8 protein-coding genes are annotated in these 14,966 nt (G+C 45.3%); 1 reads left to right on the top strand and 7 read right to left on the bottom strand.

Annotation, left to right across the window (positions count from 1 at the left end; genetic code table 11):
* Positions 1-14: 14 nt before the first annotated feature.
* From F3J22_RS16305 to F3J22_RS16275, 6 genes are all read right to left on the bottom strand, one after another.
* Positions 15-1,895: a RagB/SusD family nutrient uptake outer membrane protein gene (locus F3J22_RS16305; protein WP_205195352.1), complete on the bottom strand. Its 1,881-nt coding sequence runs from the start codon at positions 1,893-1,895 to the stop codon at positions 15-17.
* 10 nt (positions 1,896-1,905) lie between these two features.
* Positions 1,906-5,310, bottom strand: a complete 3,405-nt coding sequence (locus F3J22_RS16300; RefSeq protein ID WP_205195350.1) for a SusC/RagA family TonB-linked outer membrane protein — start codon at positions 5,308-5,310, stop codon at positions 1,906-1,908.
* Positions 5,311-5,424: 114 nt separating this feature from the next.
* A complete protein-coding gene (locus F3J22_RS16295; RefSeq protein WP_167019017.1) occupies positions 5,425-6,528 on the bottom strand; it encodes a FecR family protein in 1,104 nt (367 codons plus the stop codon).
* Positions 6,529-6,606: 78 nt separating this feature from the next.
* Positions 6,607-7,200 carry an RNA polymerase sigma-70 factor gene (locus F3J22_RS16290; protein ID WP_167019016.1) on the bottom strand — a complete coding sequence of 198 codons (594 nt, stop codon included), beginning with the start codon at positions 7,198-7,200 and terminating at the stop codon, positions 6,607-6,609.
* 100 nt (positions 7,201-7,300) lie between these two features.
* A complete protein-coding gene (locus F3J22_RS30530) occupies positions 7,301-9,904 on the bottom strand; it encodes an endo-1,4-beta-xylanase (protein WP_240155111.1) in 2,604 nt (867 codons plus the stop codon).
* A gap of 23 nt (positions 9,905-9,927) precedes the next feature.
* Positions 9,928-11,865: a family 43 glycosylhydrolase gene (locus tag F3J22_RS16275; protein WP_167019015.1), complete on the bottom strand. Its 1,938-nt coding sequence runs from the start codon at positions 11,863-11,865 to the stop codon at positions 9,928-9,930.
* A gap of 503 nt (positions 11,866-12,368) precedes the next feature.
* Between F3J22_RS16275 and F3J22_RS16270 the strand changes: the two genes are divergently transcribed.
* On the top strand, positions 12,369-13,538 hold the full coding sequence (locus F3J22_RS16270; protein ID WP_167019014.1) for a retropepsin-like aspartic protease: 1,170 nt from the start codon (positions 12,369-12,371) through the stop codon (positions 13,536-13,538).
* Positions 13,539-13,731: 193 nt separating this feature from the next.
* On the opposite strand, the gene F3J22_RS16265 is transcribed toward F3J22_RS16270, so the two are convergent.
* Positions 13,732-14,922: a DJ-1/PfpI family protein gene (locus F3J22_RS16265; protein WP_167019013.1), complete on the bottom strand. Its 1,191-nt coding sequence runs from the start codon at positions 14,920-14,922 to the stop codon at positions 13,732-13,734.
* Between the last annotated feature and the right edge of the window lie 44 nt (positions 14,923-14,966).

Raw genomic sequence — 14,966 nt, 5'->3', positions numbered from 1 at the left:
CAATGATGAAGTACTTACCAGCCCGGGTTCTGTGGAAATTCGAGGTACATACTGGCATCCGAATTCTTCAATGGCAGCCAGTAATGTTTCATGCTGAATTTCCGTTCGAGTATGGTTACTTCACGCAGATTATTCACCTTATTGAGTTTGGGATCCGTGTTATTGAAAGCTCCTGTTCTGTCGAACTCCACTGATTTCTTAAGGGTATAAGGATTTTCTATCAGCAGCAACCATCTGCGGAGATCATTGAAGCGATGACCTTCAAAAGAGAGTTCTACTGCGCGCTCCCGTCTTACTTCTCCCATAAAATCGTCTGGTGAGCCGAGGAATTTTGCGGCCACATGACCAACACCTGCTCTGTCGCGGATTACATTGACAGCATCTGCCGCCGTTTTACCAAAACCAGGCGTACTGCCGCCTGCGCCACCATAGCCAATAGCAGCTGCTTCTGCATACATCAGGTAAACATCTGCCAGCCGCATATAAGGCACGTGAATATTCAGACTTTTATCATAGGAATATCCCTGATCGTAATCATTGGCAGTACGGGGAATAAATTTATACAGCAGGTAACCGGTACGGCTACCCGTAGAAATATTCCGGTAACTACCGTTGGTATAGAGATTGGCATACCGGTTAGGTTCGTCGGTAGTGGCGCCCTGTACACATTTCACGCCATCAAAAACGATATCATTGTAAAACCTGGGATCTCTGCCCTTCCACGGATAGGCAGGGTCATAGCCGGATTCAGGATCGGCCTGGGTAATGTCTTTAATCGGCAATCCATTGGCCATTCCATAATAATCTACATAGTTGGCTGTTGGTAAAAACTTCACGTCGCCTCCTGTTAAAAATGAGGGCGAATATTGCTTGCTGGTACCCCAGTTAGAACTGTTTGCACTATAGTACGGGCCTCTGAATATAGCTTCCGTACCACCTGGCATCAGCCAGTTCTGTCCTGTTGTATAGAAGTTGTTGAAATACCTGGAGAAGTCGAGTAAGTGGTAAGGAGCTTCGCCACTTTCACACAGCGACAACAACGAAGCAAATGCGTCAGCTGCTTTTTTGCAATAATCCTGGTTATAGGTTTTGCTACCGGTAGAAACATAGTTCATCAGCGGACTACCAGCCCATAAATAGTTTTTGCCGAGATATCCCAGCGCCATTATTTTATTGATACGTAAATCATTTTTCCCCAGGGTACGTTTGCCGGCAGTAGTGTTATCCCAGTGTACGGGCAACAGCGCGGCAGCCGCCTGAAAATCTGCTGCGGCCTTATCTGCACAGGCCTGGTAGCTCAATCGTGGAAGGGTTAGTTTCTGATCTGAGGGCAGCACTTTGTCTATATAGGGCAGTCCGCCGAAATACTGCATAAACATAAAATGGAACCAGCCCCTGAAGAATAAAAGCTGCCCTTTGATAAGGTCTTTTTCTTCCTGCGTTGCATCTTTTAATTTGTCGATATTTGCCAGGCCCAGATTAGCTTTGCGTATGCCGTACCAGCCTAGTGGCCAGAGCGATTTTGCGAAGCGGTCGTCGTTGGTATTTGAATTATTTCTATCCATCCACCCGGCCTGCCAGCCATCGAAAGACGACTGCCAGCCCCAGAAATCCCCATTGTCTATTTTTACTTCGAAATGAAAATCGCGGGCAGTAGATTGTATTTCATCTTCGCCCCAGTTCCAGGAATTAGTCCAGTAGGCATTGGAAAAATCCGGGATACAGTTATACAGCTCTTCTGTGAAGCCCTGGAAATTGTTGAAGTTTTTAAAGGCATCGTCACCAGCAACGATGGAGTCAGCTGCTCTGTCGAGGTATTTTTTACAGGAGTACATCCCGGTTGTTAATATAACCATCCCGGTGAGCACTAAAATTCGGAGATACTTTTTCATCATGTGGAATAGCTTAGAAAGTGATATTGACACCCAGATTATATCGTTTCACAGTAGGGTATGCACCCTGCGAGGCCCATCCTGTGCCTGCGAAGTTGGATTCCCTGTCATCGGGCATTTTCGTCCAGGTAAGCAGATTATTACCGTTGAGGTATACTCTGAGAGCGGCAAGCCCCAGGGTTTTGATAAATCCCTGGCTGAAAGTATAGGCGATTTCAGTATTCTTCAGCCTTACATAGGAGCCATCATACATGTATTGTGTTCCCCGGTAGTAGCTGGCAGGAGTAGATAACCAACGCAACATAGGGATTACATTGCCGGTATTGTCTTTTGTCCAGTAGCTGCCTTCGTTATAGACTAAGTGACTCTGTGAACTAAGACTATTGAACACCACCTGCCTGGTAGCGTTGTTGGTAGCATAGAACTGAACAAATACGCTGAAGCCTTTCCAGTCGGCACCGATAGTAGCATTATAAGTATTCTGGGGCCAGGAAGAATAACCGTAGGGAATATTATCCTGTGCATCAATAACACCATCGCCATTATAATCTACCAGGTAATAGTTACCTGGTAATTTCTGATTATCGTTTGTGTTGTTGATCGTACTGCCGTATAATTCGTCCCAGGTGTTGTAGATACCCTGGCTGACATAAGAATAGGTTTGTCCGATCTCCTTCCCTTCTGTTTTCTGATAATCGGGTAATAATGCCGGGTTATCTGCTTCCAGTATTTTATTTTGAGAATGGGTCATGTTAAGATCTGCCCACAGTCGTAATTTATTTTTCAGGGTCTTACTGAAGTGTATTTCTATTTCATATCCCTGGGATTTCACCTTTCCCAGATTGGCCACCGGAGCGGTAGTACCGTAATAAGAAGGAATAGACCTGCTACTACCTGCGAGTAATATTTCGCTGCGCAGGTCACGGAAGAAGTCGACCTTACCTGTAAATAAGCCGTTCAGCACGCCGAAATCCACACCCAGGTTAGCTTTTTCCACCTTTTCCCAATGAAGGTCCGGGTTACCTACTACGGCCTCTTTATACCAGGTATACGGACTATATTCTGCATCCACACCGGAGGTGCCCATTCTTGTCTGGCCACCATAAGCCCATTGCGACATATACAACCATCTGCCGTTGATGTTATCATCACCTATTTGGCCGTAGGAAGCTCTTATTTTAAACAGGTCGAGGAATTTGAGTGATTGCATAAATTTTTCTCTTGACAGCAGCCATCCCAGGCCTCCGGAAGAGAAAAACGCAAAGCGGTGCGCTGCACTGAATTTCTCGGAGCCATTATAGGCACCGTTATATTCTACCATGTACTTTCCGGCGTAGTTGTAGGTAGTACGGAATACCCAGTCTTCGCGGTAATTGGGGATTTCACTGCCGGAAGCGCTCTGGTTCCTGTTAAACAGGCCCATAGCTGTTACATTATGTTTCTGACCAATAGTGGTAGCATAGTTCAACTGTGCCTGATAAAATAACCTTCGCTGGTTGCCGGTAACCGCACCTGCTGCTGTCTGCCATTTGGCGCCTTCCTGGAAATCAAAGTTGGTAACGCCATCCAGTTTCTGTTTATAGATAGCCTGGCCGGTGAGCGGATCAATCCATTTGCGTTGGGTATCATTATAGAGATCAGATATTCCCCTGTCGCTTTCTACGAATGTATTATCCAAAGAAACAGTACCACTAAAGCGGAGGCCTTTCACCAGCATATCCAGGTTCTGTTCTATGGAGAAGTCTGTGGTGATGCGGGTAGTAGTCTGGTATTGAATTCCACCGATTGCCAGTGACCGGGCTGAATTTTCGGCTCTTCCTTCACTGGGAGAATAAAAGCCCCAGGAGCCGTCGGAATATACCGGCATGAAAACGTCAGGGGCGGTGGTATAGGCGTCTATCCAGGCGCCATACTGGGTGCCGTTAAATCCCCATGGACTTTTCCTTACGCCATAGGAGCCAAAAAGATTCGTTTTAAACAGCGTAGAAGGCGTCAGCTGAAAATCCAGGTTACTCCTTACGTTTAGTCTTTTAAAGCCAAATCCGGGCTTATAACCCCTGTTATTATCATATATTTTGAACAGGTCACCTTCACTGAGAAAATCTGCGCTGGTAAAATATTTAACCGTTCTGGTACCGCCGCTGATATTAATACTGGCATTGTTCGACATCGCAAAGTCTTTGAACAGCACTTTGGACCAGTCTACATTTGGATAGCGTTCTGCTTCTGCGAGGTTGGCGGGATGGCGGTATTTTTCCAGGATAGCTTCCGGCAGGTAGTCGTTCCAGCTTTCAGGCTTGAGGGCCAGTTCATATTCAATGGCCTCGTTGCGGATACGCAGGGCGTCGTAAGAATCATATTTACCCGGAAGTTTAGAAGGCACCTTCATGGTAGTATTTACCGTTCCCCTGATGGAAGCCTTTCCTGCCTGACCACGTTTTGTAGTAATCAGGATAACGCCATTGGCGCCACGAACGCCAAAGACGGCCGTAGCAGAGGCATCTTTCAACACAGAGATAGATTCTACAGAACTGATATCAACGCTTGTCATCGGGCGTTCTACACCATCTACCAGGATCAGTGGGTCCGAGTTATTCCAGGTGCTACGGCCACGGATGATGATCCGCGGGTCTTCTTCACCGGGCAGGCCGGTGCTGGCAGAAGTAATGAGTCCGGGCAGATTACCTGTCAGGGCAGCCCCCACGCTGGATACGCCTCCGGCGCGTTCCAGGACGGCGCCGTTTACCTGCGATACCGCTGCTACCACACTTTCCTTTTTTTGCCTGCCATAACCCACTACCACAAAATCATTCATCGCTACAGACACTGGCAGCAGCTGCACGACAGCCAGCGACTGCCCTGTTTTCAGCGTTAGTTCACCTGGCGCATAACCCATATAGGTTACCAACAGCACTGCCTGCGCATTTGACACCTGCATCGTGAACGTTCCGTCGCTGCGGGTCATAGTCGAATTACTGGTTCCTTTTTCTACTACCGTGGCGCCAGGCAGCGGCTCCCCCCTTTCATTGACGACCTTTCCTTTTACCGTTTGAACCGTGAGTTCGCTTACATTTTTCTCCGCATTCAATGGCACGATGGTTACCAGGTTAGGATTGATTTTTTTAAATGTCAGCGTAGTATTTTCCAGCGCAATACCAAGGATTTCCTCTACGGTGGCATTTCTAACGTGAATGGTAACACGTTTATCCATCGGAAGAATTTCTTCTTTGTAAACAAACCGGTAGCGGCCCTGGGCTTCTATCGCCTTGAATACCCGGATCAGGTCTACCTTATTTAAGGTCAGACTGATAGCCTCTTGTGTCGGGCCACTGGAAAATGAAGAAAGGAATAGCGCGCCAGTGAACAGCACTACGCACCTTACCAAATGTGACCAGGCAGGCCGCAGTTTTTTGGTCATGTTTTTCATAACTTATCAAACGTGAAATTTACTATTAGCCCCGGCAAGACAAAGCTCCGCCTGAAGGCACATGGAATTACATTACCTTCTTTTACTATGTTGTGCAGTAATTTGTTATTGGTTGATTGTTACTGTATTTTCTTTAATAGAATAGTGAAAACCGCCCGTTAGTCTCAATGCTTCCAATACTTCTTCCAGTTTTTCATTTTCAAAATTTCCGGTATACCTCGACTCACTAATACGGCTATCCGAAATATTGATTTTTACGTTATACCAGCGCTCAATTTTTCCAGCGATATCTGTCAGTGTTTCTTTATCAAACACCAACCTGTTCCTTACCCAGGCAGACTCCAAATTATTGCTACTATCCCTTCCCCAGTAGCGGATCTTACTCAGTACTATCAGCGGACTTTCTTCTGATTGTTTCGGTGTTGCTAAATTATTCGCGCTATCACAACGGTTGTTATTAATTAAGATTTTTTCTTTGGGTTTAAGGATGATCTTTTTCCCCGGGTCATTCCTGAGCGTTACCTCTACTGCACCTCTGATCAGCGCAGTTTCGGTTTCCTTTTCATCGTCATAGGACCGGATATTAAATGCCGTTCCCAGCACCCGCACGTCTATGGTATTAGTATGTATCACAAACGGCCTGTTATTATCGGGTGCTACATCAAAAAAAGCCTCACCTGATAACCTTACTTCACGTAGATGTCCTTCAAAATCACCGCTGTAGGAGATACTACTACTGGCATTCATCCACACACTGGTACCATCAGGTAATTTCAGTTGCATCCGGTGACCCGGCCTGGTAGTAACAAGATGGCTCACATGACTGGGGCCATTGTGATTATTTAGTTCTGGCAGGTATTTGATGCCCGCCACACCCAAAAATATACATACCGCTGCTGCCATCCATTGCCATGAACTTACTGCAGGACGCTTCAATATTGCAGGCTTTTGCTTGCCACCAGTTTCATCTGGCGGCAATGTTTCCATATCAATATTGTTCATCCGCTGCAGATGCCTTGCCAGCGCTTCCTCTTTATTTATTCCCTGGCCTTTCGGCCCGGCATTCCAGATAGTGCTGAGTACCTCCGCCTGTAATTTCAGGTCCGGAAAGATTTCCAGCAGCATATCCAACTGTGCCAGCTCGTCAGGGGTTGCTTCCCCGCTTAGTTTCAGACTTACTAATAACCAAATTTTTTGATCCACCGGCATATGCAGCTATCTGTTGTTAGAAGGACAAGTGAGAAATTGAAAATGTACCAAAGGGAAATAAAAAAAATTAAAATTTTCTCAGGATGGAGAAAACCGGTCATGAAACTGCAATAGCGCCATGTATTGCGGCGGCAATGCCGCTGTTACCTTTTTAATGGCAATCGCCAGCTGATTACGGACCGTCAGCACGGACAATCCCAGCACGGAGGCCACTTCTTTATATTTCATCCCGTCTTCCTTTACCAGTTGAAAAATAAGGCGGCATTGTGGTGGCAATTGTCGTATCGCAGCATGTATCCTGTTAATAATTTCATTGGAAATAAGCATATGTTCCGGGTTATTGAATTCAATCACTTCTTCCACAGCCAGGTCTTCCAGCCGTACATGCAGCATTTTATTCATTCTGGCATAATGGTTCAGGGAAAAATTCTTAGTCATTACAAACAGGTAAACCTTGAGGTTATCCACCTCAAGGATTTCCTTTCTTTTCTGCCATAATTTGATGAAAGTATCTGAAACTACTTCCTCCGCTACCTCCCGGGATTTCACAATAGAAAAAGCAAAGCGATGGAGGCCATCGAACAGCAACAGGTACAGCGAATTATATGCTCTCATATCTTCGTATAAAGCTATACGCAACTGCAAATCTTTGATAGTATTCTCTTGCTGCATGTACCACCAGTTAGGGATTGAGTGAATAGTAAAACTAATCTGACATATGCTGTTGCTGCCTGTTGTGTCCCTCATTGGAGGCACAACAAGTTAACAGGTGTTAAAAATTCACGACCTGCCAGTAAGCTTTCTTAGGCTTCAGTTGCTGGTCAAACAAAAGTGGATAGTCTTTTCTCCCTCTCACCGGAAAATTATCCAGCCAGGTATATCTGTCTGATACATTCCAGAAAGTAACGCCTGTGAGGATGCCTTTAAATTTCCTGAAAATATCAAAGCACATTTTATACTGCGTTAATTGTGCCTGTTCTTTTTCCGGCGTAAAGGCCATCAGGGTATCTCCAGCTTTAGCGGCCCTGGATTCATGCTCTTTTTTGTATACAGAGATATCCATTTCTGTTATCTGTAATGGCATTTTTAATGTAGAAAAATCATGCAATGTCGCTTCCAGCTGCGCTGCGGATGGTTCATTAACAGCCCAGTGCGCCTGTAGGCCAACTGCCTGCACCGGCACGCCATGCTCTTTCAGCTCGTTGATCATACGAATAATCTTTGCCCGCTTTACGGCGCTGATCTCATTATAATCATTATAGAAAAGCAGCGCATCTGGGTCCGCCTCATGTGCCCAACGGAAGGCCATTTCAATGAATTCAGGCCCACAGATGCGGTACCATGCCGAGTTACGGTAGAATTCATCCGGTTTATCGCTGATCACTTCATTGACAACGTCCCATGCATATACTTTGCCCTTGTACCTGGAAACTACCGTGGCAATGTGTGCTTTCAGTCTTTGCAACAATATTTCCTTTGACACCGTATCCCCCTTCTCATTCTTAAACAGCCAGTCTGGCGCCTGATTATGCCAGCACAGGGTATGCCCCCTTACTTTCATTCCATGATGTACGGCAAATTCAACGATGTAATCAGCATCCCTGAAATGGTATACGTTTTCCAGTGGATGAATAGCACTCATTTTCATGGCATTTTCCGGTGTCAGGCTATTAAACTGCTGTACTATCAAATCAGCCTCCGGTCCTTTGAGTGCCCAGGGAGTAACGGCAACGCCTATTGGAAAATAATCCTTATAGAAATCGTGCAAACCTTTATCCGCATTAGGCATTCCGGCATCCACCGGTTTATCACCTATATGAAAGAAGTCGAAGTCTGCATAGCCGCCACTTGTTTTAGTGGCATAATTAAACAAGGCAAACCGATACCCCATGAAATGCGGCAATGTATACGACATCTGTAAAGCATTCCCGATGGGCTTCCAGGATATACTGTCAAGGCTGTAATAGAAATAAGCTTTATCGTTTCCATTCCTGAAATCAGCCGCTGCTGTGAGGTACACGCGGTTTTGATGCAGGGGCAGCCCTTCTGATTCTACCGGGCTGCCATTGCCGGCATTCACCATCACCACGTATTTCGATCCGGCTGAATCCTTCACGCCTACCCAACCATAATTTTTCTGCAGGAGCAGCAGCCCGGCATTATCGCCGTCCTTCATGCCACTAACGTCGATGCCTGTACTGGCGGAGGAGAAAGGGCCGAAAGTCCGTTGCGTCAGTGTATTCCGTGCCTGTAATATATCTGCGTCGGTTCTGCCGGTGGTAATGCGCAGGTATCCCGGCCTGCGGGATAAAGACCAGTTGTTATTGTCGGGATTATGATCCCACTGCCATACCAATGGCAAGGCAGGGTCGCCCTTGCCGCGCGAAAAATCATCTGAGCAAACAATTCCCGGATCATATCCTTTACTTACTGGCAATGTAAGACTGTCGGGCACTTTACCTCCTGTTCCCAGCACTGGCCATCCATCATCCCAGGTTACCGTGGTGAGGTAAGGGATACGTCCAACGGCGCCGTTATCGCGGAACAGATAGGCATACCATTGACCTGCAGGTGTACTGATAAGACCACCCTGCGCTATGCCCCTATCCTGCAGCCCCAAACGTCCTTCATACGGGCCGGTGATTTTATCCGCACGATGGATCACCACCGTACGCATACCGTCTTTAGGCCAGCAGATATTAAACAGGTAATACTTCCCTTTATATTTAAAGAGTTGCGACCCTTCAGCAGGCAATCCTATCTTATCGCCGGCAGGACTGCTGGCATTCGCAATGATCATGCGGGGTTCCGTACCTGGCCTGATCCCTGACAGGTCATCGTTTAGTTCTGCCAGCATTATTTTTCCACTTCCATAAATCATATAGGCATGGCCGTTATCATCAAAAAATAAGGAGTGGTCATGCAGCATCGGTTTGAACGAGACAGCTTTCCAGGGGCCCTTCTCTATATCTTTTGTACTATAGATATAGGTTCTTCCGGTGGTTCCTGAAAAAGTACTTACATAGTAGGTGCCTTTATAATAACGTAAGCTGCTGGCCCAGGAACCTTTACCATAGGCATTTTTGCCATTGAGCAGCATCAGCTCATCCGCATTTTCCGGCACATTGCAGGCATAGCTGACAATCTTCCAGTTCACAAGGTCATTGGATTTCATAATGGGAACACCGGGAAACATATGCATGGTAGTACTGCTCATGTAATAGGCGTTGTTGTTCCGGATAACAGACATATCAGGAACATCCGCATAAATGATCGGGTTGGGCTGTTTGGCCGGCAGTGAATCTGCCGATGGCTTGAACGACGCCAACATCAAGCTGGTGGCGAGCAAAAAGGTTCCGGAGATAATATTTTTCATACAAAATGTAATCTTGATAGTTATTATAAAAACCGAATATTATGCAGACTGATCTGTTGTTTACCTTTCGGAAAACGTATGAACACGTCATGCTGTCCTGTTACTTTCTTTATATTGGCTTTTATCGGTTTGAAGCTGCCGGTAGCCGGCACCTGGACAGTAGCCAGCAATTGTCCGCTGCCGATATCATCCAGCCATACCTCTACAGGTCCCTGCTTTTGTGCAGCCGCCTGTAACTCAATACTCTTGGCCACTCTTTCTCCATTCCCGAAATCAACTCCTGCAATCATGCACCAGCCGCCATTTTCGCTATCGGGTGTAATGGATTTGCTTGCTCCAACTACATTTCTTTTCACACCAAAATAGTTGGAACTCCCAGCGGCGGGCAATGCAGAGAAGGCGTCTTTGTATATAAAGCAATCAAAAGCCGCCGGCCTGCCGGAGGCAAATAAGCCCAGGCTGGTCCCTACCCAGGAGTTAAAGTCGGGCTGTACTTTATCCAGTGCAGCTACATTAACGGGCACCCCTACACGGAACCATTGTTTACCGTCGGCGCTGTACCATCCGGTGAGCTCGTGGAGATTTCTTTCCAGTTTGAGCCACAGCGTATCACCGTACGGGTTAGGTACCGTTCTTACGGCGGTATCAAACTGAAGGGTTATATTTCTATCATCGCCATTATAGCTAAGTTTAGCCGTTACATGCTGATTTCCATTGGTAAGGAAGATGCCCGCCTTTGCAGCCCCGGCACCAGTTTGCGGCGCCACGCGGGTAATGGCTGTATAGTAATGGTCAGTTTCTTTTTGTAGGATATGTGCATCTGAGGAATCCGGCGTTAGTTGTAACCATCCCCTCACATTGGTAAGACTATATGCTGCCGCCGCTTTCCTGTTAAGGAAATGCCAGCAGAACGGCAGTTGTGTTGTGTTAAAATAATCAGATGTAACACTTCTCCAAGGTATCGCTGACTTTGGAAGAGCGGGCATTTGCAGGGGTTTGCTGGTAGGTGCGATACCCCATGGGCGGTCTCCTTCCCAGATGACGGGATATAAAGATGTTTGCCTTCCCATGCCAGACCAGTCGTCGGTGTCGGTTCGTTCATAGCTCTGGCCAAGTGTCCACCAGGAGCCATCCGCGAGTTGCAGCGGTGCGGCAATATGATTCGGTATTTTAAAGGCCAGCGCAGTATCTGTTGTTGGTTTGAAGAAGTTGCCCAGGCGCTCCCATTTGGCAGAATCAGCCGTCAGTGTGGAGGCCCTGAGTACATATTGTCCGCCGGAGACGTCTCCCGCCGGGAAATAATAGTAATAACCGTTTCGTTTGCACATGACAGGACCTTCTGCCCAGCTGTATTGTAGGTGGGCGTTAATCCAGTCTAAATTGATAACAGTATCCGTTAATTGCCCATCGCGGCCCAGGCGCTGTAAACGATTAACTTTCTGGCCATTTTTGATGACCATATACGGAGTTCCTTCATCGTCCACAAAAATAGAATTGTCGTAGCCCAATGAGCCGGTAACGGGGTTTGTACTCACCTGCACCGGGTCGGACCATGGCCCTTCAGGGGATGGCGCCTTGCAAAACCACTGGCCATTGGAAGAGAAATAAACCCACCAGGAACCATAAAAGTGGGTAATGGCGCCCTGCCATATACCGGCACCGGGCTTGTCTCCCACCCAGGCTGCCTTTGATGGCGGCACTACTCTGCTGATAACTTCCCAGTGCACAAGGTCTTTTGAGTGATATACAGGCAGATATGGAGTGAAATGGAAAGAAGACCCGCAGTGATAAAAATCATCTCCAGCCTTTATTAAGGTAGGATCGGGATGATCGCCTGGCAGCACGGGATTTACGAAGGTCTTTACACTTGTATAGTTATCCGACTGCGCATACGATGCGGTGAGGCTGAACAACAACAGACCGGATGCCAACAGTCGGAAAAAAGAGGTATTACTAATCATAACTGGTTGAATAACAATAGTGGTAAATACATTTTTATTGCCTATGCCAGCCAGGTAATACCGGCACGGTATAAGGATTTTACTATAGTCTTAGGGGGAGCAGCAAGCGTTTGGGCTCCTTTTCAGTTGGCGTGGAGGCAATAGCTGCTACTATGAAAAAAAACTGTTTTTTCATTATAACGTGGTTGATGGTTGCAGGAGCGCTGATCAACAGATAATTAATAGTCATTTTGACAATTATTATTTTTTCGCCAAATAAACCATTTAACAGCATTAAAGCCACTAAATGGTCAGATCTCTTTCCGGCGGTCAGCTACTTCTTACATAAAGGAAATAAATTCCTTTCAATATTAATAATAAATTATTTTTCATTTTTCCGGACATGGAGGAATCCCTTGCTATATTATCAGGAACAGGATCAGCGGACAGGCCTCCACATGAAAATGGGGGAAGATTGTTTAAAATAAGTTATATTATACTTTTTCTGATGAAATAATTCATTTATGAGATATACGTTTAGTTTTATCTTCTTGCTGGTATCTGCTACGGCAAGTTTTGCACAGCGTGTTACCTTTAATAAAGGAGGAACCAGCAGCAAAAACTATTACGAAGAAATTTCATATGAATACACGAATGGGGTCATGTTTGTTACACCCGAGATCAACGGAATAAAACGAAAATTCCTTTTCGACACGGGCGCGCCTTTACAGATCACGGATGAACTGTATAATGAGTTAAAACCGGAGATAATAAATCATACAGAAATAACGGATGCCACAGGAAACAAGGACCGGTTAAACATTGTAGCGATCGCCAATCTTAAATTGAATAATCTTTCTTTCACAGGGGTACCGGCTTTGGTTACAGGTAGCAGTATGTACAAATGCTGGCAGGTAGATGGTGTTATCGGCAGTAATTTACTACGTAATTGTATTGTACAAATCATACCAGCTAAACACCTTATCATTCTAACGGACGACGAAACAAAACTCTCTCTTAACAAAAAAATGCAAACGACGCTTGAAACCGGGGAACCACAGAGTTATCCATTTTTCATGGTACAGCTTACAGAAAAAGAGACGCTGAAGATTGGTTTTGATACAGGCATGAGCGATTTCCTAAGGCTAACAGCAGCTCATGCGAAACGCTTGGAAAAGGATGGCATCATCGAAAAAATCTCCAGCGGATATGGCATTAATCGTATGAGTCTATTAGGTTTAGCCGTGCCGGATAGTTTATTCCGGATGAAAGTTTCGAGGCTAGGGATAGCCGGATGTAACTTCACGAATATAATTGCCGAAACAGGTAATGGCAGGAATACAAGAGTAGGTTCAAAACTATTGGACTACGGTACCGTAACAATCGATTTTATACATCACTACTTTTATTTTGAACCTACTACAGACCATACCGACAGGAGTGAAAAGCTGCTGCCATTAAGACCAATTATAGCTGATAATAAACTGGTAGCCGGCATGGTATGGGGTACACTCAAAGACGAAGTTAAAACAGGTGACCAGATCATGTCTATCGATGGGGAGCCCTGCGAGACGATGGACTTTTGCGCATGGCTGAATGACAAGGCTGATTGGTTTATGAAAAAACAAACCGCCACCCTTACGATAAAAGAGGCACAGGGAAACTTGAAAAAAATCAGCCTGAGCAGGGAATAATGTATCTCTTTTTGATAAAGGACGCAGGTACTGAAATTATAATACTACGTATAGTCATCAACGTATTTTACCTTTTATCCCATGAAATACAACAACTGCTTAACATAAAAACCTGCCTCCATAGTACAGAGACAGGTTTAAAATTAATCTTGTGATCTTTCCGGAATCGCTGCAACCAATAACAGGAGGCCGCTTAGTTATAGTCTAGCATTCGTTTTACCATTTCCGTATATCGTGTCCCATATTGTAACTGAATTCTATTCAGACAATCATCTATAATATATACAGGTAGCTGCCTTTTATAATTTACCACTATTGACACATCTGGTAACTGCTTGTTTTCGGGAAGCTTATCCGGGTATAGAACATGTAATTCATCCGGGTGAAAATCAGTCAGGTTAGCGGTAGGCAATAGTGTTAAACCATAACCCGTAGTAATAAACGGTTCCGCCAATGTTACACTTTCCACCGACTTAGGAAAAGTACGGCTATAAGTATCTATCACAGCAGCCAGTTCCAATTCATTAGCGCCATCCTGCAACAACACACCTACCTTCCTGTTTTTCCCAAACAATACTTTCTTTCCTATCACTAACTTATCACCGAAACCTACAGGTACACTATTATGTGCAGTTTGTTCCGAAGAAAATTTGTAGTGAATTAATCCGCTTACCCGCAACATTTCCCGTCGCCCGAAAATGGTATCAATGATAGCAAGTGCTCCATCAGTGGCATTTGAAACACCGGCGGTGCTATATAGCCTCCCACAGCGTGTAACACTGATATTATTTACCCATTGGGGCTTAGTATATTGTTTCCGGATGCGTGTATAATCAGAAGCGTGTGTAGTAAGCAACTTACCATCATAAATACCTGTTGCAGCAGCTGTTAATGCACCATCACAAACAGAAAGCATGATAGTAGTATCACGATAATGCGCCCTGATCCAATTGACAATGACCGGATTCTGGTGGCGGGCATCCATGGCTGACAGGTTAGGTACGACGATCACATCTGGTGAAATGCCGGCAACATCCAGCTCTTCAAAGGAGAAATGAGGCAAAAGGAAAATTCCTTTCTGCAAAACAACAGGAATTTTCTTTTCCGCAACGACAAATACATTTATCTTTTCAGTAGCACTAAATAAGTAATAAGGCGCCATCAGGTCAAAGATTTCAGTCCCATTATTATCTGCAATAATTACCACTGTTTTCTTTGTGGTATCGTACTTCACTTGTTTGATGGTAACAGGAGGTTCTCCCTTATATGTTTTAAAGTGCATAAATTCCCGCACAGGAGCACAGGCATATAAAAACCAGGTCACGACCGTCCCGATCATCAACAGTATTAAAACTGTTACATTTCTATTTTTCACTTTTTTCATATTTTTTGTTATCTTCTATGTAATTGCCGACTGGCATTAAAACC

Origin of the sequence: Chitinophaga sp. Cy-1792 (assembly GCF_011752935.1) — a bacterium.
GTDB lineage: Bacteria > Bacteroidota > Bacteroidia > Chitinophagales > Chitinophagaceae > Chitinophaga.
Note: the sequence above shows the minus strand (reverse complement) of the source record. Positions and strands in the feature narration are given on the sequence as shown.

Coding starts and splice junctions, on each gene's coding strand:
- F3J22_RS16305 (WP_205195352.1), bottom strand. CDS start 1,895: ATGATGAAAAAGTATCTCCGAATTTTAGTGCTCACCGGGATGGTTATA.
- F3J22_RS16300 (WP_205195350.1), bottom strand. CDS start 5,310: ATGACCAAAAAACTGCGGCCTGCCTGGTCACATTTGGTAAGGTGCGTA.
- F3J22_RS16295 (WP_167019017.1), bottom strand. CDS start 6,528: ATGCCGGTGGATCAAAAAATTTGGTTATTAGTAAGTCTGAAACTAAGC.
- F3J22_RS16290 (WP_167019016.1), bottom strand. CDS start 7,200: ATGCAGCAAGAGAATACTATCAAAGATTTGCAGTTGCGTATAGCTTTA.
- F3J22_RS30530 (WP_240155111.1), bottom strand. CDS start 9,904: ATGAAAAATATTATCTCCGGAACCTTTTTGCTCGCCACCAGCTTGATG.
- F3J22_RS16275 (WP_167019015.1), bottom strand. CDS start 11,865: ATGATTAGTAATACCTCTTTTTTCCGACTGTTGGCATCCGGTCTGTTG.
- F3J22_RS16270 (WP_167019014.1), top strand. CDS start 12,369: ATGAGATATACGTTTAGTTTTATCTTCTTGCTGGTATCTGCTACGGCA.
- F3J22_RS16265 (WP_167019013.1), bottom strand. CDS start 14,922: ATGAAAAAAGTGAAAAATAGAAATGTAACAGTTTTAATACTGTTGATG.